At 71.6% G+C, this 22842-nt stretch carries 24 protein-coding genes and 1 pseudogene; 16 read left to right on the top strand and 9 right to left on the bottom strand.

Annotated elements, in window-relative coordinates:
- Nucleotides 1–27: 27 nt before the first annotated feature.
- On the bottom strand, nucleotides 28–840 hold the full coding sequence (locus GA0115254_RS38260) for a TIGR03084 family metal-binding protein (protein WP_093899919.1): 813 nt from the start codon (nucleotides 838–840) through the stop codon (nucleotides 28–30).
- Nucleotides 841–998: 158 nt separating this feature from the next.
- Here GA0115254_RS38260 and GA0115254_RS44995 point away from each other — a divergent pair, with 158 nt between their 5' ends.
- The 3 genes from GA0115254_RS44995 (at nucleotide 999) to GA0115254_RS38245 (ending at nucleotide 2305) form a co-directional block, all read left to right on the top strand.
- Entirely contained in the window at nucleotides 999–1223 is a 225-nt protein-coding gene (locus GA0115254_RS44995; RefSeq protein ID WP_176740458.1) for a hypothetical protein, read from the top strand.
- A gap of 114 nt (nucleotides 1224–1337) precedes the next feature.
- Nucleotides 1338–1712, top strand: coding sequence for a PadR family transcriptional regulator (locus GA0115254_RS38250; RefSeq protein ID WP_093899852.1), 375 nt, complete (start codon nucleotides 1338–1340; stop codon nucleotides 1710–1712).
- The gene (locus GA0115254_RS38245) at nucleotides 1709–2305 is read left to right on the top strand and encodes an HAAS signaling domain-containing protein (RefSeq protein ID WP_093899851.1); all 597 of its coding nucleotides are present in this window, start codon (nucleotides 1709–1711) and stop codon (nucleotides 2303–2305) included. The genes GA0115254_RS38250 and GA0115254_RS38245 overlap by 4 nt, the downstream gene beginning before the upstream one ends.
- A gap of 368 nt (nucleotides 2306–2673) precedes the next feature.
- Here GA0115254_RS38245 and GA0115254_RS38240 read toward each other — a convergent pair whose 3' ends face one another.
- The gene (locus GA0115254_RS38240; RefSeq protein WP_093899850.1) at nucleotides 2674–3651 is read right to left on the bottom strand and encodes an EamA family transporter; all 978 of its coding nucleotides are present in this window, start codon (nucleotides 3649–3651) and stop codon (nucleotides 2674–2676) included.
- Between the two features lie 150 nt (nucleotides 3652–3801).
- Between GA0115254_RS38240 and GA0115254_RS38235 the strand changes: the two genes are divergently transcribed.
- On the top strand, nucleotides 3802–4731 hold the full coding sequence (locus tag GA0115254_RS38235) for a LysR family transcriptional regulator (RefSeq protein WP_256102985.1): 930 nt from the start codon (nucleotides 3802–3804) through the stop codon (nucleotides 4729–4731).
- Between the two features lie 129 nt (nucleotides 4732–4860).
- Here GA0115254_RS38235 and GA0115254_RS38230 read toward each other — a convergent pair.
- A pseudogene (locus GA0115254_RS38230) lies at nucleotides 4861–5318 on the bottom strand (ATP-binding protein).
- Nucleotides 5319–5482: 164 nt separating this feature from the next.
- On the opposite strand from GA0115254_RS38230, the gene GA0115254_RS38225 reads away from it, so the two are divergent.
- Both GA0115254_RS38225 and GA0115254_RS38220 read left to right on the top strand, forming a co-directional pair.
- Nucleotides 5483–6370, top strand: coding sequence for a helix-turn-helix domain-containing protein (locus tag GA0115254_RS38225; protein WP_370741017.1), 888 nt, complete (start codon nucleotides 5483–5485; stop codon nucleotides 6368–6370).
- On the top strand, nucleotides 6367–6552 hold the full coding sequence (locus GA0115254_RS38220; protein ID WP_093899847.1) for a DUF397 domain-containing protein: 186 nt from the start codon (nucleotides 6367–6369) through the stop codon (nucleotides 6550–6552). Before GA0115254_RS38225 ends, GA0115254_RS38220 begins: the two co-directional genes overlap by 4 nt.
- Nucleotides 6553–6697: 145 nt before the next feature.
- Here GA0115254_RS38220 and GA0115254_RS38215 read toward each other — a convergent pair whose 3' ends face one another.
- Together GA0115254_RS38215 and GA0115254_RS38210 are read right to left on the bottom strand one after the other, a co-directional pair.
- Nucleotides 6698–7645, bottom strand: coding sequence for a MarR family transcriptional regulator (locus GA0115254_RS38215; RefSeq protein ID WP_370741016.1), 948 nt, complete (start codon nucleotides 7643–7645; stop codon nucleotides 6698–6700).
- Nucleotides 7646–8014: 369 nt separating this feature from the next.
- Nucleotides 8015–10870 (bottom strand): FAD-binding and (Fe-S)-binding domain-containing protein, encoded by a 2856-nt coding sequence (locus GA0115254_RS38210; protein ID WP_093899845.1) that lies wholly within the window; start codon nucleotides 10868–10870, stop codon nucleotides 8015–8017.
- Between the two features lie 292 nt (nucleotides 10871–11162).
- On the opposite strand from GA0115254_RS38210, the gene GA0115254_RS38205 reads away from it, so the two are divergent.
- The 7 genes from GA0115254_RS38205 (at nucleotide 11163) to serC (ending at nucleotide 17760) form a co-directional block, all read left to right on the top strand.
- Entirely contained in the window at nucleotides 11163–12608 is a 1446-nt protein-coding gene (locus GA0115254_RS38205) for a sensor histidine kinase (RefSeq protein ID WP_093899844.1), read from the top strand.
- On the top strand, nucleotides 12605–13051 hold the full coding sequence (locus tag GA0115254_RS38200) for a roadblock/LC7 domain-containing protein (RefSeq protein ID WP_093899843.1): 447 nt from the start codon (nucleotides 12605–12607) through the stop codon (nucleotides 13049–13051). Before GA0115254_RS38205 ends, GA0115254_RS38200 begins: the two co-directional genes overlap by 4 nt.
- The gene (locus GA0115254_RS38195) at nucleotides 13048–13410 is read left to right on the top strand and encodes a DUF742 domain-containing protein (RefSeq protein ID WP_093899842.1); all 363 of its coding nucleotides are present in this window, start codon (nucleotides 13048–13050) and stop codon (nucleotides 13408–13410) included. The genes GA0115254_RS38200 and GA0115254_RS38195 overlap by 4 nt, the downstream gene beginning before the upstream one ends.
- A complete protein-coding gene (locus GA0115254_RS38190; protein WP_256102984.1) occupies nucleotides 13391–14041 on the top strand; it encodes a GTP-binding protein in 651 nt (216 codons plus the stop codon). Before GA0115254_RS38195 ends, GA0115254_RS38190 begins: the two co-directional genes overlap by 20 nt.
- Nucleotides 14038–15318: a cytochrome P450 gene (locus tag GA0115254_RS38185; protein ID WP_093899841.1), complete on the top strand. Its 1281-nt coding sequence runs from the start codon at nucleotides 14038–14040 to the stop codon at nucleotides 15316–15318. Before GA0115254_RS38190 ends, GA0115254_RS38185 begins: the two co-directional genes overlap by 4 nt.
- Entirely contained in the window at nucleotides 15315–16523 is a 1209-nt protein-coding gene (locus GA0115254_RS38180; RefSeq protein WP_093899840.1) for a cytochrome P450 family protein, read from the top strand. Before GA0115254_RS38185 ends, GA0115254_RS38180 begins: the two co-directional genes overlap by 4 nt.
- 118 nt (nucleotides 16524–16641) lie before the next feature.
- Nucleotides 16642–17760, top strand: a complete 1119-nt coding sequence (serC, locus tag GA0115254_RS38175; RefSeq protein ID WP_093899839.1) for a phosphoserine transaminase — start codon at nucleotides 16642–16644, stop codon at nucleotides 17758–17760.
- A 67-nt stretch (nucleotides 17761–17827) separates the two neighbouring features.
- On the opposite strand, the gene GA0115254_RS38170 is transcribed toward serC, so the two are convergent.
- Nucleotides 17828–18238, bottom strand: a complete 411-nt coding sequence (locus tag GA0115254_RS38170; RefSeq protein ID WP_093899838.1) for a DUF4259 domain-containing protein — start codon at nucleotides 18236–18238, stop codon at nucleotides 17828–17830.
- Between the two features lie 84 nt (nucleotides 18239–18322).
- Here GA0115254_RS38170 and GA0115254_RS38165 point away from each other — a divergent pair, with 84 nt between their 5' ends.
- Nucleotides 18323–18826 (top strand): DinB family protein, encoded by a 504-nt coding sequence (locus GA0115254_RS38165; protein WP_093899837.1) that lies wholly within the window; start codon nucleotides 18323–18325, stop codon nucleotides 18824–18826.
- 109 nt (nucleotides 18827–18935) lie between these two features.
- On the top strand, nucleotides 18936–19547 hold the full coding sequence (locus GA0115254_RS38160) for a Uma2 family endonuclease (RefSeq protein WP_093899836.1): 612 nt from the start codon (nucleotides 18936–18938) through the stop codon (nucleotides 19545–19547).
- Here the strand turns inward: GA0115254_RS38160 and GA0115254_RS38155 are convergent.
- From GA0115254_RS38155 to GA0115254_RS38145, 3 genes are read right to left on the bottom strand one after another with little or no spacing between them, the layout of a single operon-like run.
- A complete protein-coding gene (locus GA0115254_RS38155) occupies nucleotides 19522–20049 on the bottom strand; it encodes a GNAT family N-acetyltransferase (RefSeq protein ID WP_093899835.1) in 528 nt (175 codons plus the stop codon). The two genes, GA0115254_RS38160 and GA0115254_RS38155, sit on opposite strands and share 26 nt — an antisense overlap.
- A gap of 42 nt (nucleotides 20050–20091) precedes the next feature.
- On the bottom strand, nucleotides 20092–20919 hold the full coding sequence (locus tag GA0115254_RS38150; RefSeq protein ID WP_093899834.1) for an ABC transporter permease: 828 nt from the start codon (nucleotides 20917–20919) through the stop codon (nucleotides 20092–20094).
- Entirely contained in the window at nucleotides 20916–21923 is a 1008-nt protein-coding gene (locus tag GA0115254_RS38145; RefSeq protein ID WP_093899833.1) for an ATP-binding cassette domain-containing protein, read from the bottom strand. Before GA0115254_RS38145 ends, GA0115254_RS38150 begins: the two co-directional genes overlap by 4 nt.
- A 93-nt stretch (nucleotides 21924–22016) precedes the next feature.
- Between GA0115254_RS38145 and GA0115254_RS38140 the strand changes: the two genes are divergently transcribed.
- The gene (locus GA0115254_RS38140) at nucleotides 22017–22811 is read left to right on the top strand and encodes a TetR/AcrR family transcriptional regulator (protein ID WP_093899832.1); all 795 of its coding nucleotides are present in this window, start codon (nucleotides 22017–22019) and stop codon (nucleotides 22809–22811) included.
- Nucleotides 22812–22842 lie beyond the last annotated feature (31 nt).

Below are 22842 nucleotides of genomic sequence, written 5' to 3'. Positions count from 1 at the left end.
ACGGGTCGGCCGGGGTACGCGGTCCAGTCACTCGTCGTCTCCCTTCGGTGCACCGCCTCCCCGGGGTGCGCGGCCGGGTCCGGCGGGCCCGGCGAACGCCTGGGCGATGTCGAGCCACCGGTCGGCGTCAGGCCCGACGGCCATGACGGCGAGGTCGTCGCGGTGGGCGCGCTGGGTGACGAGGAGGCAGAAGTCGACCAGCGGCCCGGTGACGCGCTGCGGCGCGTCCTGCGCGCCGAACGTGATCAACTCGCCGTCGGGTGCTGTCAGTTCGACCCGGAACTCCTCCTCTGGCGCCGCGATCCTCCGCGCCAGGTAGGCGTAGTCCCTGGCCCGCACACCGATCCGGGCGACGTGCCGCAGCCGGGCGGTGGGGGTCCTGGTGACGCCGAGGGTGTCGGCGATGTCATGGCCGTGTGCCCAGGTCTCCATGATCCGGGCGGTCGCCATCGAGGCGACGCTCATCGGCGGCCCGTACCAGGGGATACGAACACCGGCCGGAGCGGCCCGCAGCACCGCGTCGAGCCGCCCCCTCCCGTCCCGCCACCGCGCGAGGAGCGCGTCCGGGGCGAGCACGGCCAGTTCCTCGGCACCCCGGTCGACGAAGGATTCGGGGGCCTCCATCGCCTTGGTGACCTCCCGGGCGAAGGCGTCGGCATCGGTGGCGGCCAGCAGCGCGACTTCGTCGGTCCAGGTGAGATGGGCGATCTGATGCGCGATGCTCCAGCCGGGGGAAGGGGTCGGCGCGACCCACTTACCGGTGCTCAACTCCCGTACGAGTACGTCGAGTTCCTGGCTCTCTTCACGCAGATCGTCGAGCAGGGCGGCGACATCGGGCACAGTGCACTCCCCTCGGGGCAAGGCGGTGTGCCCAGGAGCATGGCAGCGGACCCATAAACAAGCAAGCATGCTTGCATTATTTTCTGTCCCGCCACCGGGGCGTCGGCAGGCCGTGCGCCCGAACGCGCCGTCGTGGGCGCGCAGGGCGAGGCGGCCCCGTGCAGGACGTCGAGCACGTCGAGGATGTGCTGGGTGCCGCGCACGAGGCGGAACGTCTCGGAGATGTGCACGGTGCCACCCGGCCGCGCGTAGACGAGCAGCTTGCCGAACTTCGGGCGCTCGAGCGGGTGGAGGCGGCTGGAGGCGCCCGCGCCCTCCTCGAACATGACCGGGCCCTCGATCCCGGCCTCACCCAGGGCGAGGGGTTCACGGTTCCGGGGTGAAGGGCTCCGCGTTCAGGCAGGGCCGGGCCTTCGCAAGCGTCAACACCGCCAGACCGATGGAGCAAGGGCATCCCCCCTTCCGATCCCCTTGCCCCACCAGGTATCTTGCATCGCATGGAACCAGGTGATTCGACCAAGCAGGCCCGGGCAGCCACCCAGCTGCGCAAGGGTGTCCTGGAGTACTGCGTACTCGCCCTGATGCGGGACCGCCCCCGCTACGGCGTGGAACTCCTCCATGCCTTGGAGGACTCCGGTGCCCTGGCCACCAGCCAGGGCACGGTCTACCCGCTGCTCTCCCGGCTCCGCCGCGACGACCTGGTCACCACCACCTGGCAGGAGTCCGCCTCCGGACCACCCCGTCGCTACTACGCGCTCACCGACAGCGGCCGGGCCGCACTCGACGAGTTCACCCGCGTCTGGCCCGGCTTCCGCAACGCCGTCGACGCCTTCCTGACCACCCCGCACCCCTCCACCGGAGACCTCGCATGAAGACCGCCACCGACCTTGTACGCGACTACCTCTCCGCAGTCGAGCGCGAGGCCTCCGCGCTCCCCGCCGACCGTCGCCAGGAACTCCTCGCCGACCTCGCCGAACACATCGAGGTGACGCGCGCCGAACGCCCCGATGCCGCGATCGGCGAGGTCCTGGCGGAGCTGGGGGACCCTCGCACGATCGCGGCGACGGCGCTGTCCGAGGCGGGGAACGGGGCCGCCGGGGCCTCGACCCGGGGCGGTGTCGGTGCACCCGCCCGGCGCGGCAAGGTGCACCCCCTGGTCCCGCTCCTGATGCTCACCCTCTCGATGCCGTTCATGATGGTCTTCCCCGACCTCCCCGGCCCGCTGTTCGGCGTCCTGTTCCGCGTCGTCGGCGCGGTACTCCTGTGCACCTCGGTGCACTGGACCGCCGCCCAGAAGACCACCGGCGTACTGCTCGCCGCCGTCCTGCCGACTGTCATCATCGCCACCTGGAACCTGTCCAGTGGCGGCCCGGAGGCCGGCACCCCGGCCCTCCTGGCCAACCTGGCGATGCTCGCCCTGATGGCTGGCACGGCAGCATGGCTCTGGCGGGTCCGCCGCGCCTGAGCGCGGCCGCCGGCACATCGAGGTCGACAAGCGGATCGACCCGGCACGCGACTGCGCGTACCCCGAGGGCAGCAACGGCTCCCTGGTCCGGGAGGGCCTCCGAGTCGCGCGGCTGCCCGGCTGCGGCTACGCCCGACCGCTGGCGCCGCACAAGCTGCCCACGCGCCGGGGCCGTCGCCGCGCACTCGATCGACGTCACAACTCACTTCCCGTTCGGATCAGGAGCAAGCCCAGGAGGCGCGGCGGGCCGGTGGACCGGCCGCACGCAGCGGAGGGCGTGCGGCTCGTTCCGGGCGACGGAAACGGGTCGACGCGTCGAGTGTCCGGGGCAGCTGGTAGCGGAGTGCGGGCGGGGCGCGGGCGGGCCCTCAGGCGTGGTCGCGGCGCTTCCCGACCCGCACCTGGCTTCGCACCGCGCCCATGCTCGCCCCGATGACCAGGGCTATGGCCAGGGCGTCCGTCGTGGAGAGGGCCTGGTCGAGGATGAGGAAGCCGGCCGTGGCCGCGATCGCGGGTTCCAGGCTCATCAGGATCGCGAAGGTGGGCGCGGGCAGGCGGCGCAGCGCCATGAGTTCGAGGGTGTACGGAAGGACCGAGCTCAGCAGCGCCACCGCCGCACCCAGTCCCAGCGTGGACGGGACCAGCAGTTTCGAGCCCGACTCCAGGATGCCGAGGGGCAGGGAGAGGAGCGCGGCGACCACCAGGGCCAGGGCGAGGCCGTCCGCTTGGGGGAAGCGGCGGCCGGTGCGGGCACTGAAGACGATGTACGTGGCCCACAAGGCGCCCGCGCCCAGTGCGTACGCGGCGCCCACCGGATCGAGGCGGTCGAAGCCACCCCCGCTCAGCAGCACGACACCGCCCAGCGCGAGGCCCGCCCACACCACGTTGACCAGGCGGCGGGAGGCGATCACCGAGAGGGCCAGCGGGCCCAGCACCTCCAGGGTGACGGCCGCGCCCAGCGGGATGCGGTCGGCGGCCTGGTAGAAGAGTGTGTTCATGCCGCCCATGGCCACCCCGAACGCGAGGACCGTGCCCCAGTCGGCGCGCGAGTAGCCGCGCAGCTTCGGGCGGCAGACGATCAGCATGACGAGCGCGGCGACGGCCAGGCGCAGGCTGACAACCCCGAGCGCGCCGGCCCGCGGCATCAGCAGGACCGCGACCGCGGAGCCGAACTGGACGGAGAGCCCGCCCGCGACCACCAGCGCGACCGGGGCGAGTGCCGCCCTTCGGCCCTTGGGGCGTGCAGGACCTGCCGCCCCGCCCAGGGCGGACACCGCCTCCGGCACGGCGACGGCCGCGGCCTGTTCCGCGGCCGCTGCCCCTGCTGCACTGCGCTGGTCGTTCACCTGCGGTGTTCCTCCCGAATCCGGCAGTGCATTTCAATGCACTAGCTGATTGAATATACTGCACTTTCGCCGTGCGGTACCTCCCCTTACGGTAGGTACCTCCGCGTGGCACGTGAAATGCCCGTTGGGCTCCCGTTATGCTTCCCGCGCATGAGCCTTGGACGCAGCGGTGACGGCCGTACCGGGAACGCTGCGGGCCGGAGTTCCGGCCGCGGTATCGAGGTCCGCCATCTGCGCGCCTTCCTCGCGATCGCCGACGAGGGCAACGTCACCCGCGCCGCCGCCCGCCTCCGCCTCACCCAGCCCGCGGTCTCCCGCACCCTCGCCGCCCTGGAGCAGCACCTCGGCATCCGGCTCGTCGACCGGTCCACCCACCATCTCGTCCTCACCCCCGAAGGCGTCGCCTTCCGGGACAGGGCCGCCGCCGCGGTCGCCGCGTTCGACGAGGCGCTCGACTCCGGCGGACTGCGCCACTGGCCGCTGCGGCTCGGGCACGCCTGGTCCGCGTTCGGCCCGTACACCACACCCCTGCTCCGGCGTTGGCAGGAGCGGTATCCGCAGACCCCGCTCGAACTGCTGCGGATCGACGACCGCACCGCCGGGCTCACCCGCGGCGAAGTCGATGCGGCGTTGCTGCGGGGCCCCGTCGAGGCGCCGGGGCTCGTCACCGAGGTGCTGTTCGAGGAGGACCGGGTGGCGGCGGTCGCCGCGGACGGGCCGCTCGCCGCCCGCGCCACGCTCCGTCTCGCCGATCTGGCGGGCGGCACCGTCGTCCTCAACACCGTCTCCGGCACCACCACCGTGGATCTGTGGCCGCCGGACTCCAGGCCCGCAGCGACCCTCACCGTCGCCAACACCGACGACTGGCTGACCGCCATCGCGGCGGGGCGCGGCGCCGGGGTCTCCGCCGCGTCCACCGCCGAAATGCACCCGCACCCGGGGGTCGCCTACCGCCCGCTCGTCGACGCCCCGACCGTCCCGGTGCTGCTCGCCCGGCGCGACGCCCCCGGCCACCCCGCGCTGCCGAAGCTCGCCGCGCTCGCCCGCGAGATCGTGGGGCGGGACGCCACCGACGACTGAGGAACTCCCGCACGGGACCGGACGGCCGGGGGAGCGCCCCCGCCCGCCCCGGCTCACTCCTCGACCACCGGACGTCACAGGCGCCTGTCAGCGCGACGTGCGGGGCCGCCGGTGCGGCATCCGGGGCCGTCAGTGCGGCAGGTCCAGCTCGGCCACCACCGTCTTGCCGACGGGCACGCGGTCGAGGACGTCCCACCGGTCGGCGAGCGCCTCCACCAGGAGCATGCCCCGGCCGGTCTCCGCCAGCGGCGGCATCGCGGGGCGTGGCGCGCCGGGGCGGGGGGCCGGAGCTCGCCCCGGGCGTCGGAGACCTCAATGCGCAGGGTCCGGCCAAGGAGCTTGGCGGTGACCTCGAAGTCCCGGCCGGGGACGCGGCCGTGCGTGACGGCGTTGGCGGCGAGCTCTGCGACCAGCACGGCGGCGGTGTCGGACGCCCCGCTGCCGTGCGGTACACCCCAGGCGTCGAGCTGGTGCAGCACGAGCCGGCGAGCGAGGCGTGCGCCGCGCGGGGTGGAGCTGAAGCGCTGGACGAACACACCTACGGTGAGGGGCGCTTGACCGGTCGCGGGGGTGGACGGTGGATTCATGCGCCCAATACACAGGGCGCGCAAAGGGGTTCACCAGGACCGACGCACGTACGCTGAGTCAGCGTACGCACACAATCAGTGGACAGTACGCATCACCCGGCGTGACGATGGAGCCGAGTCAGAAGCGGTACGGCGGGGCGGGTGCGCGCGAAAGGTGGCCGACTGTGGCCTACGAGAACACGGACGACGGCGCTGCGGGAACGACGGCAGGAGGAACGGGCGCGGGAGCCGGCGCCGAGCCGGGGGTGTCGGACAGTCTGCGCACGTTCGGCGCGTTCGTCCAGGCTTTACGGGAGCACGCGGGCTTCAGTCGCGAGGAATTCGGCGACCTGGTGCGCTTCTCCAAGCACACCGTCGCCTCGATCGAGCAGGGCCGCCGGATGCCGGACCGCGACTTCGTGGAGCGAGCGGAGTCGGCGCTCGGAAACACCGGCGCGCTACGGAAGGCGGCGCCACATCTGACACGGCAGGCGGGACTGGCGAGTTGGTTCCGGCAATGGGCACGGGTGGAGACGACGGCGATCAGCCTGTACACGTACGAGTGCCGGGTCTTGCCGGGCCTGTTGCAGACGGAGGCGTACGCGCGGGCGGTGTCGCTGAACGTGCCGCCGCTGCCCGACCCGGAGGAACTGGAGCAGCGGATCGCGGCGCGACTGGCACGACAGGAGCTGCTGGCGGTGACACGGAAGCCGCCGACGGCATTCAGCTTCATCGTGGAGCAGGCGGTGCTGGAGCGGTGGACGGGCGGGGAGGCGGTGACGCGGGAACTCTTCGACCACTTGGTGGAGTTGATCGCGCGGAACTGGAACGTGGAGTTTCAGGTGATGCCGACGCGGAGGCCGACGCACGCGGGCTTGGACGGGCCGATCATGCTGGCCGAGACTCCCGAGAACCGGTGGTTCGCTTACTCGGAGGGCCAGCAGAACGGACGGCTGATCGCCAACGCGAAAGAGATCAGTCTCCTCCAGCACCGCTATGCGAAACTGCGCTCGCAGGCCCTGACCGCAGAGGACTCCCTGGGCCTGCTGAAGCGATTGCGAGGAGCGCTATGAGCACGTCCGAACTGGCCTGGTTCAAGAGCAGCTACAGCGGCTCGCAGGGTGACGCCTGCGTCGAGGTGGCGAAGGGGACGCAGGCGATCCACGTCCGGGACTCCAAGGACCAACTGAGCCCCGAGCTCGCCCTCTCTGCCACCGCATGGGACGACTTCGTCTCCTACGCCGCCCAGGGCTGACCCTCACGCCCCGCGCCGGACCCGTCCGGCGCGGGGCGCTGCCGTTCACCGGGCAGGCGGCGTCCACGATGAGCTGGGGCAGGGCGCCGGACTCCTTGGGTCCGAAGTTCGCGAGCAGTTCGCGCGGCCCGGCCGGTCGGGCCGGTCAGGCCGGGTCGAGTTGGCGGCAGGGCCTGCACAGGCCGTCGCGGAACGCTTCGGGCCTCCCTGGGACGCCGCACTCGGTGCACTCGATGATCAGACGGCGTACGGGAGTTCCCGGCACGGCCGGGGCTGCGGCGGGCAGACGGGGCGGGAGCTTGTCGCGGAGACGGCGGCGGACGAAGCCGAAGGGCGAGTCGACAGACGCGGGAAGCCCGGCGGTGAGGACGCGCGTCAGGTAGTCGGCGTCCACACCGCGCGCGAACCACTCGGCAGCCGCCTGCTCCAGTGCCGCACAGTCCGCCGCCGAGAGGGCCAGGCGGGAGTCGGTACGGCCGAGACGGGCCAGAACGAGGAAAGCGGGAGAGGGCCGGTCCACGGTCGCCTCCGGCTCCGGCTCCGGCTGCGGCTCGGGCTCTGCGGTGCGCTGCTGCGGCACTGCCGCGATGGGCGGCTGCGCCGGTACGGATGCGGGCGCTTCGGACGCGGCGGGGACGGCATGAACCCACGGGGGCGGTGGCGCGGCGGCCTCCTGCGGCGCGGAGCGTCGCTCCTCGGCGGCGAGGAAGGCGTCCCACCACTCGTTGTCACGGGCGGCCCGGGACCAGAAGGTGCGGGTGACCCAGCGGACCTGGCCGCCCTCGCCGCTCAGGCACCGGACATGCCGCAGATGACCGGCCACGCCCAGGGCCCGCAACGCGCTGCCGACGGCCATCTGCCCGTACAACGGCTGACTCCGGGCCAGCGACTTGATATCCATCGCCGCACCCTCGGGCAGCGCGTCCACGTAACCGGCGATGTGCCGCTCACGCTCGGGCAGCATCGCGAAATCACCTTCGTGGGGCGGGCGTTGATCCGGCACGGATCGTTTTCCGTAACCGGGCTTGGCCTTCGGATGGGAGCGCGAGGATGCGGAGGCGCGCGGGGTAGGGCTAAGGTCTGAAACAGCCACGGGATCGCCTCTTTCGATCTTGGGGTCAGACCCCGGCCGGTGGTGAGAACACCGCGTCGGGGTCGTTACGTTGGGCACCGTAAGCAGCCGCGAATCCGCGCCGCAAGTCGGTCACGATTAGTCATACTTGCTGGCCGTGACAGGTCGGGGAGGGCGGGGAGGTTTCCCCAACCCCCTTCTTTCACCCACCGGTTGTACGACACCGCTCGAATCCCGACGCCCGGCCCCCGGCCCCCGAAGCCCGAAGCTCAAGACCCGGCCCCGAGCCCCTCCCCACACCCACGAAAGAGTGAACAAGCCCTCCCCGAGGCTCGAAACCCGGCTCCCGGCTCCCGGCTCCCGAAGCTCGGGCTCCGGTCGCCCCGCGCCTCAGCCGCAGGAAGTGCCCGATTCGGGAGGCAGTCCCTCCGCCAGCACCTCCGCCAGGTGCCGGGCCCGCACACCGCCCAGTTGCTCCAGCTGCGTACGGCAGGAGAAGCCGTCCGCCAGAAACTCCGTACCGGGCTCCGCGGCCCGCACCGATGGCAACAGGGCCTCCTCCGCACAGGCCGCCGACACCGCCCAGTGGCCCCGCTCGAAGCCGAAGTTTCCGGCCAGTCCGCAGCAGCCGCCGCTCAACTCACCGGTCAGTCCGGCCCGTTCGCGCAGTCGGCGTTCCGCCGCGTCGCCCAGGACCGCGTGCTGGTGGCAGTGGGTCTGCCCGGTGACCGGGCGGTTCAGGCGGGGTGGCTGCCAGTCGGGGGCGTACTCCTCCAGGTACTGGGCCAATGTTCTTACCGAAGCGGCCAGTTCGGCGGCTCTCGGGTCGTCGGGGAGGAGTTCGGGCAGTTCGGTGCGGAGGGTGGCGGCGCAGCTCGGTTCCAGGACGACCAGTGGGTCGCCCAGGGAGGGGCCCATCCGGTCCAGGGTGCGGCGCATGACCTTGCGGGCCTTGTTCAGTTGGCCCGTGGATACGTAGGTGAGGCCGCAGCACAGCCCTCGGCCCGGCAGCAGGGCGGTCCGGCCCGCCGACCCCAGGACCCGGACCGCCGCCCGCCCGACCTCGGGCGAGAGGTGGTTGGTGAAGGTGTCGGGCCAGAGACCGACCGCCCGGTTGCCCGGCGGGATCACCGCCCCCCTGCCCCGGTGCCGCCGGACCCACCGGGTGAACGTCTCCCGTGCCAGTACCGGGAGCGTCCGCTCCGGAGCGATGCCCGCCAGCCGTTTGGCCAGGGCCGCCAGCGGGCGGACCCGGGCCAGGGCGTTCAGGGCAGGTGCGAACGGGGCCGCCGCACGCAGCCAGGCCGGCAGCCGTCCCATCGAGTAGTGGGCGGCCGGGCGCAGCCGCCCCCGGTAGTGGTGGTGCAGGAACTCCGCCTTGTACGTGGCCATGTCGACACCCACCGGGCAATCGCTGCGGCAGCCCTTGCAGGACAGGCAGAGGTCGAGCGCGTCGCGCACCTCCGTCGACCGCCAGCCGTCCGTGATCACCTCGCCCGCGAGCATCTCGTGCAGCAGGCGGGCCCGGCCGCGGGTGGAGTGGGCCTCCTCGCCGGTCGCCCGGAACGACGGGCACATCACGCCCGCGCCCGCCGGCTCCGCCGTGCGGCATTTGGCGACGCCCACACATCTGCGTACCGCCGCGGAGAAGTCGCCACCGTCGCGCGGGTAGCCGAACGTGACGTCCACCGGGCGCTTCGGCAGCACCTCGAAGCGGAGGTTCTCGTCGAGCCGGGCGGGGTGGGTGAGGATGCCGGGGTTCATGCCGCCGTACGGGTCCCAGATGTTCTTGAACCGGGCGAAGAGGGCGACCAGTTCGTCTCCGTACATGCGGGGGAGCAGTTCGGCCCGGGCCTGGCCGTCGCCGTGTTCCCCGCTCAGTGATCCGCCGTGCGCGACGACCAGGTCCGCGAGTTCCTCGGAGAAGCGGCGGAAGCGGACCACTCCCTCGGGGGCCAGCAGGTCGAAGTCGATCCGCACGTGGACGCAGCCTTCGCCGAAGTGCCCGTACGGGGCGCCGCGCAGCCCGTGGGCGGCGAGCAGGGCACGGAAGTCGCGGAGGTACGGGCCGAGCCGGGCGGGTGGTACGGCGCAGTCCTCCCAGCCGGGCCAGGCCTCCGTGCCGTCCGGCATCCGCGTGGCGGTGCCGGCGGCGTCCTCGCGGATGCGCCACAGGGCCCGCTGTCCGGCAGGGTCGGTGACGACCCTGCCGGCCGACGCGTCGGCCGCACGGAGGATGCGCCCGGCGTGCGCCCGCGCCTCGGCCGGGGTGGCGCCGCCGGTCTCGACGAAGAGCCAGGCACCTCCGCGCGGCAGCCCGGCCGGTTCCCGCACGAGATCGGCGGCCATGCCCTCCACGGTCAGGGGGTGGAACGGGAGCAGGCCGCAGGCGGCTTCGGCGGCCGCGGACTCGTCGGCGTAGGCGAGTACGGCGAGCGCGCGGGCCGCCGGTGCCTCGACCAGCCCTACGGTCGCCTCCGTCACCACACCGAGCGTGCCCTCGCTGCCGCAGAAGGCACGGACCAGATCGGTTCCGCGCTCGGGCAGGAGTGCGTCCAGGGCGTATCCGGAGATACGGCGCGGGAGTTCGGGGAATCCGGTGCGCAGGAGGGCGAGGTTCTCGCCGATGAGTTCGGGGAGTCCGATGAGTCCCGCGAGCCCGGCGGGCGGTTCGGCCTTCCCCTCCCCTGCCCGGCCCGGACGCAGCGTGTCGCCGCCGTAGCGGGCCACGGTCAGGGCGCGCACATGGTCGGCCGTGGTGCCCCACGCGACCGAGTGCGCGCCGCAGGAGTTGTTGCCGATCATGCCGCCCAGCGTGCAGCGGCTGTGCGTGGAGGGGTCGGGACCGAAGGTGAGGCCGTGCGGGGCGGCGGCGGTGCGCAGGTCGTCCAGGATCACTCCCGGCTGGACGACCGCTGTACGGGATTCGGCGTCCAGCTCGACGATCTTCCGCATATGGCGGGTGAGGTCGAGGACGACGCCGGTGCCGGTGGCCTGACCGGCGATGGAGGTGCCGCCGCCGCGTGGGACCACGGGCACGGCGTGTGAACGGCAGACGGCGAGCGCGGCGGCCACGTCGTCGGCATCGCGCGGGGTGACGACGGCGAGCGGTACGCGGCGGTAGTTGGAGGCGTCCATCGTCGTCAACGCCCTCGCCGTGGGGCCGAAGTCGACCTCTCCTCGGACCGCGGCGCTCAGCGCCTGCGCGAGTGCGGCGGATTCCGACGGCTTGCGATGTGCGGCCATGGGCCCAGGATGCCGTTGATCCGGTCACTCGGCGGCCCCGCGCCCGCGCGATTCCCCCGAATACGTCAATACGTCGGAATACGTCGGACGCGTAGTCACATACGTGACAGAGAACGCCACAAGAGCTTCCCAAATAGAGCGTCAATTCTCATATAGTGACCACGACTTGCCCTGGAATTATCAGCTCCAGTTGCCGTTTTCGTCCGTGCCGTACCGAACTGCCCCGATCAGGCCTGTTGATCCCTCCTGCCCTGCCCGTCCCGTTTACCCCGTCCGCCCCCAAGGACTGCACTTGAGCCCCTCATCCCGGCCGACCGCACCGGCCCTGCTGATCTCACTGGCCGTCACCGGTTCCCTGTGCCTGTGGGCGGTCGTCGCCTCCCCCGACTCGGTACGGACCACGCTGGCCTGGGGGGCGGGCGCCGCCGCCGTGGTGCTGTCCACCGCAGTGGCCGCCGCCGTCCATGCCCGCGCCACCGCGAACCGGCTGCGCGCCCGTCTCGCGGCGGAGACCCAGCGGTTCACCGGCGAGATCAGCCGGCTCGTCTCCGCCTCCGCGGTCGAGGGCCAGCGGTTCACCGCCGAGACCGCCCGGATCAAGGCCGCCGCCGAGGCCGAGACGGCGCGGATCGCCTCGCAGGCCGCCGCCGATACCGAACGGCTCACCGCCGATGTCCAGCGGCTCGGCGCCCGCGCCGCCCGCAGCGACACCGAGCGTTCCGCCGCGGTCGCCGCCTGCGCCAACGCCGCGGGCCGGATGCAGGCCCTGGCCACCAGCATGCTCGCCGACCTGCGCGAGATGGAGCACCGGCACGCCGCCGAGGACGTGCTCGGCGATCTGCTCCATCTGGACCACCGCACCGCCCAGGCGGGCCGGCTCGCCGACTCCATCGCCGTGCTGACCGGCGCCCGCTCCGGACGGCGCTGGGCGAAGCCGATCGTGATGGAGTCGATCCTGCGCGGCGCGATGGGCCGGATCAGCGGCTATCAGCGGGTACGTCTCCACTCGACGAGCGATGTCGCGGTCGCCGGCCACGCCGCCGAGGGCGTCATGCACGCGCTCGCCGAACTCCTCGACAACGCCGCCAACTTCTCGCCGCCCACGGCGGAGGTCCATGTGTACGTCGAGGAGGTGCCGGCCGGCATCGTCCTGACCGTCGAGGACAGCGGCCTGGTCATGAGCGAGGTCCAGCTGCGCCGCGCCGAGCGCGCGGTGTCGGCCACCGACCAGGATCTGACGGGTCTTTCCGGCACCCGGCTCGGCCTCGCCGTCGTCGGCCGGCTGGCCCGTAAGCACGGTCTGACCGTGTCGTTCCGGCCGTCCGCGCGCGGCGGCACGGGCGCCCTGTTGATGCTTCCGCAGGAGCTCCTCACCCGGGCCCCGGTCCCTGAGCCGGCGTCCCGGCCGGCATCCGAGCCGACGTCCGAGTCGAGGCCCGAGCCGGAGCCCACGCACGAAACGGCTGCCGCGACGGCAACGGAAGCCGTCCCCGGCTCCTCGGACTCCCCCGCGTCCGAGACCACCGGCAACCTCCCCCGGTTCGGCGAGAGCGGACTCCCCAAGCGCCCCCGCGGCCGCACCCTCGCCGCCGCCGAGGCCCGTACCCACACGGGCGGTGCCACCGCAACTCCCCGGCCCCGTACCGCCGACCCCAAGGAACAGGCAGCCCGCTTCAGCAGCTTCCGCCAGGCTGTTCGGGCCAACTCCCCGCACCCGGAAGAAGGCAACACCCGATGACCGCGACCACCGACGAGAAGCTCAACTGGCTGCTGGAGGGGCTCCTGGAGCGCACCCCCGGCACCCGCCACGCCCTTGTCCTGTCCAGGGACGGACTCAAGCTGTGCCGTACCCCCGAGCTCTCCGTCGACCAGGCCGACCAACTGGCCGCGATCTCAGCCGGTATCCAGAGCCTGTCGCACGGCGCGTCCGTCGAGTTCGGTGACGGCACCGGCGGCGTACGGTCCGCGATGGCCGAGTTCTACGGCGGTGTGCTGTTCATCGTCGAGGCCGGCGCGGGCGCCCATCTCGCGGTCGTCGCCTCGGAGGACGCCGACGTCGGCCTCATCGGCCACAACATGAGCGAACTCGTCGAGCAGCTCGGCGAGCACCTGAGCGCCCCGCCGCGTTCCCCCTCGGCCCCCGAGGCCGCCGCGGTCGTCGACGCGACAGCGAACGTATGACCCGCCCCCGTCCCGGCCGGGACGACGACCCGGACCGGCTGTACACCCTCACCGGTGGCCGCAGCCGGTCCGATTCGGATGCTTTCGACCTGGTGACGCTGATCGTCTCCGAGTGCGAGCCGACCCCCGGCATGCAGTCGGAGCACGTCACGATCCTGCGGATGTGCACGCGGCCCACCGCGGTCGTGGAGATCGCGGCGGGCCTCGGCCTGCCGGTCAGCATCGTCCGGATCATGCTGTCCGATCTGCTGGACACCGGCCGGATCAGCGCCCGTCACCCCCGTACCGCCCGTGTCGCGGACCGGCTCCCCGACCCCGACATCCTGGAACAGGTGCTCGTTGGACTCCGCAACCTCTGACCGTGCCGCCCTGCAGGCGACGGCCGACAACGGACTGAAGATCGTCGTCGTCGGCGGCTTCGGTGTCGGCAAGACCACCATGGTCCGCTCCGTCAGCGAGATCCGTCCGCTGAACACGGAAGAGACCATGACCCGCGCGGGCGAGGCCGTCGACCATCTCGACGGTGTGCAGTCGAAGACGTCCACGACCGTCGCCTTCGACTTCGGCCGGATCTCGCTCGACGAGCGCTCGGTGTTGTACCTCTTCGGCGCCCCCGGTCAGGAACGGTTCTGGTTCCTGTGGGACCGGCTGTTCTCGGGCACGCTCGGTGCCGTCGTCCTCGTCGACACCCGCAGGCTCGCCGACTCCTGGTACGCGATCGACCGCCTGGAGCACCACGGCACGCCGTTCATCGTGGCGTGCAACGACTTCGGCGGCCCGCTCCACACCGAACAGCAGATACGGGAAGCGCTCGACCTCTCGGACGACGTACCGCTGGTGGAGTGCGACGCCCGGGACCGTTCGTCCAGCAAGTACGTACTGATCACGCTGGTCGAGTACCTGCATGCCCTGTCCCAGGGCCATGCCTCCGCCACGTCCGCCGCCCGTCCGGAGATCACGCCGGAGAAGACCCCGGAGCCCACCTCGTGACCCAGCCCCCGGCGCCGGCCCCCGGCTGCCCCGCGTCCCAGGGCCGCGCCCCGCTCTCCGGCCCCCGGTTCCAGACCGAACCGACCCGGCTGTACCGGGAGATGCGCCGTGACCACGGGGCCGTGGCACCCGTCGTCCTCGACGGCGACATCCCCGCCTGGCTCGTGCTCGGCTACCGCGAACTGCACCAGCTGACCAGCGACCCGGTGCTGTTCAGCCGCGACTCCGACCTGTGGAACCAGTGGGACCGCATCCCCGACGACTGGCCGCTGCTGCCGATGATCGGCCGCAAGCAGCCGTCGATCCTCTACACGGTCGGCCCGCGGCACACCGAGCGCGCCGGAATGATCAGCAGCGCGCTGGAGGCCGTCGACCCGTTCGCGCTGAAGCGGTACGCGGAGGAGTTCGCCGACGGTCTCGTCGACCGGTTCTGCTCCACGGGCGGGACGGAGATCATCGCCGAGTACACGATGCTGCTGCCCGCCCTCGTCCTGGCGAAGATCTACGGCTTCAGCGACACCATCGGCCACGCGCTCGTCGGCTCGCTCAACGACATGATCGACGGCCGGGAGCGGGCGCTGGCCGGTCAGCAGCACCTCGCCTCGTCCATGTTCCAGCTGCTGGCCGACAAGCACGCCGAGCCCGGCGACGACGTCGTCTCGCGGATGATCGCCGACCGCGGCCACTTCACCGACGAGGAGATCGCCCAGGACCTGATGGTCATGATGGCCGCGGGCCACCAGCCGACCGCCGACTGGATCGGCAACTCGCTGCGGCTGATGCTCACCGACGACCGGTTCGCCGCCTCCCTCTCGGGCGGCAGGCACAGCGTCGCCGAGGCCATGAACGAAGTGCTCTGGGAGGACACCCCGACGCAGAACGTCGCGGGCCGCTGGGCGTCGCGCGACACCCATCTCGGCGGGCGCCACATCCAGGCCGGCGACCTGCTGCTGCTGGGCATCGCCGCCGCCAACGCGGACCCGCAGGTCCGCACCGACGGTTCCGCGCTGACCGGCGGCAACAACGCGTTCCTCTCCTTCGGCCACGGTGAGCACCGCTGTCCGTTCCCGGCCCAGGAGACCGCCGAGGTCATCGCCCGTACCGGCATCGAGGTGCTGCTGGACCGGCTCCCGGACATCGACCTCGCCGTCCCCGCCGAACAGCTCACCCGGCGCCCGTCCCCGTGGTTGCGGGGCCTGACGGACCTGCCGGTGACCTTCACGCCCACCCCTGCCGTCGGAACCACCGTCACCACCGCCATCGGAGGCCAGAGATGACCCGGATCGCCCTCGACCCCTTCGTCGCCGACCTGGACGGCGAGAGTGCCCGGCTGCGGGCGGCGGGCCCGCTCGCCGAGGTGGAACTGCCGGGCGGGGTGCACTGCTACGCGGTCACCCGCCACGCGGAGGCCCGCCAGCTGCTCACCGACAGCCGGATCGTGAAGGACATCAACGTCTGGAGTGCCTGGCAGCGCGGCGAGATACCGATGGACTGGCCGCTGATCGGCCTCGCCAACCCGGGGCGCTCCATGCTCACGGTCGACGGCGCCGACCACCGCCGGCTGCGCACGCTGGTCGCGCAGGCGCTGACCGTGAAGCGGGTGGAGCGGCTGCGGGCCGGCATCGAGGCGCTGACCACGGCGAGCCTGGACCGGCTGGCCGCGCTGCCCCGGGGCGAGAAGGTCGACCTGAAGGCGGAGTTCGCGTACCCGCTGCCGATGAACGTCATCAGCGAGCTGATGGGCGTGGACAGCGCGGACCACCCGCGGCTGAAGGAGCTGTTCGAGAAGTTCTTCTCGACGCAGACGCCTCCGGAGGAGGTCCCGCAGATGATGGCGGACCTCGGCGCGCTCTTCACGAAGATCGTCGACTCCAAGCGGGAGAACCCGGGCGACGACCTCACCAGCGCGTTGATCGCGGCCTCCGAAGACGGTGACCACCTCACCGACGAGGAGATCGTCAACACCCTCCAGCTGATCATCGCGGCCGGTCACGAGACCACGATCAGCCTGATCGTGAACGCGGTCGTCGCGCTCCAGACGCACCCCGAGCAGCGCAAGCAGGTGCTGAACGGACAGGTGCCGTGGGAGAACGTGATCGAGGAGACCCTGCGCTGGAACACCCCCACGTCCCATGTCCTGATCCGGTTCGCCACGGAGGACATCGAGGTGGGCGACAAGGTCCTGCCGAAGGGCGAGGCGCTGATCGTCTCCTTCGGTGCCCTGGGCCGCGACGAGGCGCAGCACGGGCCGACGGCCGGTGACTTCGACATCACCCGCTCCCCCAACCGCCACATCGCGTTCGGCCACGGCCCGCACGTCTGCCCGGGTGCGGCACTGTCCCGGCTGGAGGCGGGGGTGGCGCTGCCCGCGCTGTACGAGCGGTTCCCGGAACTGGAGCTCGCCGTCCCGGCGTCCGAGCTGCGGAACAAGCCGATCGTCACCCAGAACGACCTGTACGACCTGCCGGTCGAACTGGGCTGACCCGGCCTCTCGCACCCGGTCCGCGGACCGGAACGCACGCGGTCCACGGACCGGAGCAGGTGTCTCATCCGACGGACACGGTCCTCGACCGTGTCCGTGAGGTACTACGCTCCGGTTCGTGGCCGATATCCAGATTCCCGCTGACATCAAGCCCGCCGACGGACGCTTCGGCGCCGGTCCTTCCAAGGTGCGGACGGAGGCGCTCGACGCGCTGGCCGCCACCGGTACGTCTCTTCTCGGTACGTCCCACCGCCAGGCCCCGGTCAAGAACCTGGTCGGCGCGGTGCGTCAGGGCGTGCGCGACCTCTTCTCCCTCCCCGAGGGCTACGAGGTGATCCTGGGCAACGGCGGCTCGACCGCCTTCTGGGACATCGCGACGCACGGGCTCATCGAGACGAAGTCCCAGCACCTCAACTTCGGCGAGTTCTCGTCGAAGTTCGCGAAGGCCGCCAAGCTCGCCCCGTGGCTGGCCGACCCGACCGTGATCGCCTCCGACCCGGGCACCCACCCGGACCCGCAGGCCGAGGCGGGCATCGACGTCTACGCGTTCACGCACAACGAGACCTCGACCGGTGTCGCCGCGCCGGTCAAGCGCGTCGCGGGCGCCGACGAGGGCTCCCTGGTCCTGGTGGACGCCACCTCCGGTGCGGGCGGCCTGCCGGTCGACATCACCGAGTCGGACGTCTACTACTTCGCCCCGCAGAAGTCGTTCGCCTCCGACGGCGGCCTCTGGATCGGCGTGTTCTCCCCGGCGGCCCTGGAGCGCGCCGCGCGCATCCACGCGTCGGGCCGGCACATCCCGGAGTTCTTCTCGCTGCCGACGGCGATCGACAACTCCCTCAAGAACCAGACGTACAACACCCCGGCCCTGGCCACGCTCTTCCTCCTCAACGAGCAGCTGAAGTGGATGAACACCCAGGGCGGCCTGGACTTCACGGTCCGCCGCACGGCCACCTCGGCGCGGAACCTGTACGGCTGGGCGGAGGAGTCCAAGTACGCGACCCCGTTCGTCACCGACCCGGCGAAGCGCTCGCAGGTCATCGGCACGATCGACTTCGCGGACGAGATCGACGCCTCGGCCGTCGCCAAGGTGCTGCGCGCCAACGGAATCGTCGACACCGAGCCGTACCGCAAGCTGGGCCGCAACCAGCTGCGCGTGGCGATGTTCCCGGCGATCGACCCGTCGGACATCCAGGCGCTGACGGCCTGCATCGACTACGTGATCGAGAAGCTGTAACGAGCAGCCGTACATCTCCGAGGGGCCCCCGGTACACGGATCCGTACCAGGGGTCCCTCGCCGTTCCTCACCCCGCCGCCTGCGCGAGGACCGCCCGGAGCCGGCCGATTCCGTCCTTCCACTGCTCCCCGTCCCCGCCCTCGGTCCACAGCTCCAGCAGCTCGGACGGCTCGGCCACCACCCGGTCGAGGGCCTGAACGGCGAGGCCTCGCAGCTCCACGGGCAGCTCCGGAAGCGGCTTGTCCGGACCGTACGCGGTCGTCACGGGCTCCCCGCCCGGGCACTGCGCGGCCACCAGAGCGGCCGCCGCCACGGCCACGACGGCCTCGTCGGAATCGAGGTAGTCCTCGGTCCGGACGACATCCGTCAGAGCGTCCCGGATCAGCTCCGCACGTTTGCCCTGCGGGGCGTCGTCCAGGTCCCCCGAGAAATCCGCTGCGGTGTCGTTGTCGAAATGGCCGATGTCCCAGGTGCCCATGGCGCCCCCTTCTTCGATGGTCCGGCCATCCTCGCAACCACCACTGACAACGGGCCTGTCAGTGCCCGTTGTTACGGTCCTCGCATGACGAAGACCGTGCCGTGCACCGGCGGCGAGAAGGAGTCCCTGCACATCGCCCTCGACCGGCACCGCGACGCGGTGCTGTGGAAACTCGACGGCCTCGACGACGAGCAGCTGCGCCGCCCGATGACCCCGACGGGCACGAATCTGCTGGGCCTGGTCAAGCATCTGGCGACGGTCGAGTACGGCTGGTTCTGCACGCCGTTCGGCCGCGAGACGGAGAAGCTCTGGTTCGACGCGTACACGCAGGACATGACGGTCGCCCCGGACGAGACGACCGCCGACATCCTGGCGTTCTACGCCCGCGCCCGCACCGCCGCCGACCGGGCGATAGAGGAGATCCCCCTCGACGCGATCGGTACGGCGTGGGACGGGCGGAAGGTGTCGATGCGCTGGGTGCTCATCCACATGCTGGAGGACGTCGTACGACACGCCGGGCACATGGACATCGTCCGCGAGCTGATCGACGGGGCGACGGGCACGCACCCGCAGAGCGCATCCGCATAGGGCCTGGCACGCCTCGTTCACTCGGCCGAGTGGACGATCACCAACGGGACACGTGGAGGCACACCGTCCTACGATGATGCTCTCGACACCACCCACCAGGAGGCCCGCAATGTCTGCAGCAGCAGTCGAGCACCCCTGTGACGGTGAGCCGGAATCGCAGCTCGACGTGGCCAACAGGCTCATGGAGCAGCATCCGGGTTACCGCGTCGAGATCATCGGAGGCGTTATCACCGTGGCCCCACCCCCGGATGGCCCCCATGCCCGTGCGCTGACCAAGCTCATGCGGCCGTTCATCGCGGCAGGGCTCGATGACGGCGAGACGGAGGTCCTCCAGGGGATCGGCCTGTGGCTGCCTGGCGGGCCCGAGGACTACGTGATCCCCGACCTGTCCCTCGTCGACGCCGACTTCGACGACCATATGCTGGAGAACAACTGCTACGACCCTGCGGTCTTCCGTCTCGTCGTGGAAGTCACGTCGAGCAATTACAACAACGATCTGCGCGCCAAGGTCACCGCGTACGCCGAGGCCAAGATCCCGGTCTATGTGATCGTCGACCGCAAGCACGGCCGGGTCCACGTCCTGACCGAGCCCCTCGCCGACGGGTACGACAGCCACCAGGTGTACGCCCCGGGCCAGCAGGTCACGCTCCCTGCGTCCATCGGCGCCGAGGTCACTCTCGATGTCGCGGACCTGCTCAAGGCCGGGCAGCACCGGAAGTGACGTCCGCGCGGCGCCACCGCCGCTCCCCGTCCTCCCACTCGTCGGTGGGCACGAGTCCCGCAGCCGCGGCCACCGCGGCGGATGCGGTGTGGTCGGGGTGGATGTGCGCGACGACCGTACGGATCGTGCCCCCGTCCAGCAGGTGCGTCACCAGGCCCGTCGCCGCCTCCTTGGCATAGCCCAGGCCCTGCCGCTCGGTACCGATGACCCAGGCGATCTCGGCCTGCGGGCCCGTCACCGTGGCCTGGATCCAGCCTGCCAGGCAGCTGTCGGCGCGGACCCGGAGTACCCAGTTCCACCAGTGTTCGGCAGGGCCGGGGGAACCGGACTCCCAGCGGGTGTAGCGGGCCCGGAGAGCGTCCAGGTCCTCCGGGGCGCCGCCCGCGCAGGTGTGCAGGGCCGGGTCGGCGAGGACCGTCGCCATCTCCTCGGCGTGCGCGGCGCGCAGCGGCAGTGCGTCGAGCCGCTCGGTGGAAAAGGCCTCGGGCCGATGGTTCGTCATAGGTGCCCGACCCTACGCGCGCCGCGCCGTCCCGCCCCCGGTTCAGCGGCTCAGGCGCCGGAACCGCCGCACCGCCAGGGGCAGGAACACCGCGGTCAGTACCAGCGGCCACACCACCGCCATCAACAGGGCGTGTTCCTCCACCCAGGTGCCGCCGCCCGCCACCGGGTTGCCGAAGAGTCCGCGGGTTGCCGTGACCGTCGACGAGATCGGGTTCCAGGCGGCTACGGTGCCCAGCCAGCCCGGCATCAGGGAGGGTGCGACCAGGGCGCTGGAGATCATCATGACCGGGAACGCGATCGCGTACAGACCGCCCGCCGACTCCGCGTTCGGGACCAGGAGTCCCAGCCAGACGCCGACCCAGATCAGGCTGAACCGGAGCAGCAGAAGCAGTCCGAACGCGCCGACGGCGGCAGCCGGGCCGCCGTCCGCGCGCCAGCCGATCGCGAGGGCCGTCGCCGCGAGGATCGTCAGCTCGGCGACGGCGACCAGCAGATCGGCGAGGCCGCGTCCGGCGGAGACCGCGGACGGCGCCATCGGCATGGAGCGGAACCGGTCGACGACGCCCTTGCCGACGTCGGTCACCATGGCCATCGCAGTGTTCATGAAGCCCATGGCCATGGTCGTGGCGAACATGCCCGGCATCAGGAACGCCCGGTAGTCGCCGCCTCCGGGCACCTTCATGGCACTGCCGAAGACATACCCGTACAGCAGCACGGAGAGGATCGGGAATCCCAACTGCCAGATGATGGCCGCTGGTTGGCGCTGGTAGTGGGTGAGGCTGCGCCGGGTGACGTTCCAGCTGTCGGCGAGCGCCCAGTGAAGTCGGCCGCGTGCGGGGCCGGCCGTGTGCAGTTCGACGGCGGTCACACCGTCACCTCCTCTTCGAGCGCCTCTGTACGGTGTCCGGTCAGGCTCAGGAACACGTCGTCGAGGCTCGGTCTGCGCAGTCCGATGTCCTCGACCCCGATGCGTTCGTCCTGGAGGGTGCGCGCGACCTCGGTGAGCGCGGCGACCCGGTCGGCGACCTGGGCGTGGACGCGGCGGGCCACCTCGTCGGAGACGACAGGGCCGGTGCCCGCGACCCGTTCCACGGCCTTGACGACTGCGGGCAGGTCGGCCGTCTCGCCCGCGACGACCTCGATCCGGTCGCCCCCCACCCGGTTCTTCAGCCCGTCCGGGGTGTCGTCGGCGATGGCCCGGCCCCGGTCGATGACGGTGATGCGCGAGGCGAGCCGGTCGGCCTCCTCCAGATACTGGGTGGTGAGCAGCACCGTCGTACCGTCCGCCACCAACGCCCTTACGCTGCCCCAGACTTCACCCCGCCCCCGCGGATCGAGCCCTGTCGTCGGCTCGTCCAGGAACAGCACCTGAGGAGCGAGGATCACCGATGCCGCCAGGTCGAGGCGGCGCCGCATGCCGCCGCTGTATCCCTTGACCCCCTTGTCGGCGGCGTCGCGCAGGTCGAACTGTTCCAGCAGTTCCGCGGCCCGTCGCCGGGCGTGCGCGCCGCCCAGGCGGAAGAGGCGCCCGAACATCTCCAGGTTCTGCCGCCCGGTCAGGATCTCGTCGACGGCGGCGTACTGCCCGGTGAGCCCGATCCTCGTGCGTACGCGACGAGGTTCGCGCGCCACGTCCAGCCCGGCGACCTCGGCCCGCCCGCCGTCGAACCGCAGCAGCGTCGACAGGGCGCGTACAGCGGTGGTCTTGCCGGCCCCGTTGGGTCCGAGCAGCCCATGCACGGTGCCGGGCCGGACGGCCAGATCGAATCCGTCGAGAGCCCTCCTCTCCTCGCTGCCCCGCTTCCCGCCGCGCTTGCCTCCGTACCGCTTCATGACCCCTTCGGCACGTACGGCATATCCGCTCACACCCATGACGGAACCCCCTTCACCCAATGAATTGAGTACGCTGTACCCAGATGAGAGTACATCGTACTCAATTCTTGTCCAGAGGCTTACGCTGAACCCATGACGAAGAGCGATTCAGCGGGCGGGGCGGACGGGACGACGGCCGGCAGCGGCGATATCGCGCGCAGCCTGGAGCTCCTCTGGGGCACCGGCGACCGCCCCAGCCGCGGCCCCAAACCGGCTCTCACACTCGGCCGGATCGTCACCACCGCCGTGGCGATCGCCGATTCGGAGGGCCTGGCCGCCCTCTCGATGCGCCGGCTCTCCGCCGATCTGGGCACCGGCACGATGTCGCTCTACCGGTACGTCCCCGGCAAGGCCGAGCTGCTCGACCTGATGCTCGACCACGTCCTGGGCGAACCCCTGGACGCCGCCCCGGCCGACGCCCCGGCCGACGGGCCGGCGGACTGGCGCGCCGCCCTCGACGCCATGGCCCGCACCTACCTGGAGCAGCTGAGCCGCCACCCCTGGCTGCTCAAGATCAACCAGGCGCGTACGGTCCTCGGCCCCAGCGCCCTGCGGGGTCTCGAACGGGCCCTCGCCGGTATCAGGGGCATGGGTCTGACCGACCCGGAGCTGATCTCGACGATCATCACGGTCAACAGCTTCGTGGAGGGCATCGCCCGCACCCGGCTCCAGGCCACCGAGGCCGTGCAGCAGACCGGGTTGAGCAATGACGCCTTCTGGGAGGATCAGCGCCCTTATCTGGAGCGGGCCATGAGGAGCGGCGACTATCCGCTGATGGCGGCGCTCTCCGAGGACGCGTTCAGCTACGACATCGACCACTTCGCGTTCGGCCTGCAACGACTGATCGACGGCTTCGAAGTGCTCGTCGAGCGGCGCGCCAAGGGGTGACGCGGGGCCCGGGCCGTGCACCGGTGGAGGC

It is taken from the genome of Streptomyces sp. Ncost-T10-10d (assembly GCF_900091955.1).
Lineage (GTDB): Bacteria > Actinomycetota > Actinomycetes > Streptomycetales > Streptomycetaceae > Streptomyces.
The sequence above is the reverse complement of the archived record's forward strand: the minus strand, read 5'-3'. Positions and strand labels throughout refer to the sequence as shown.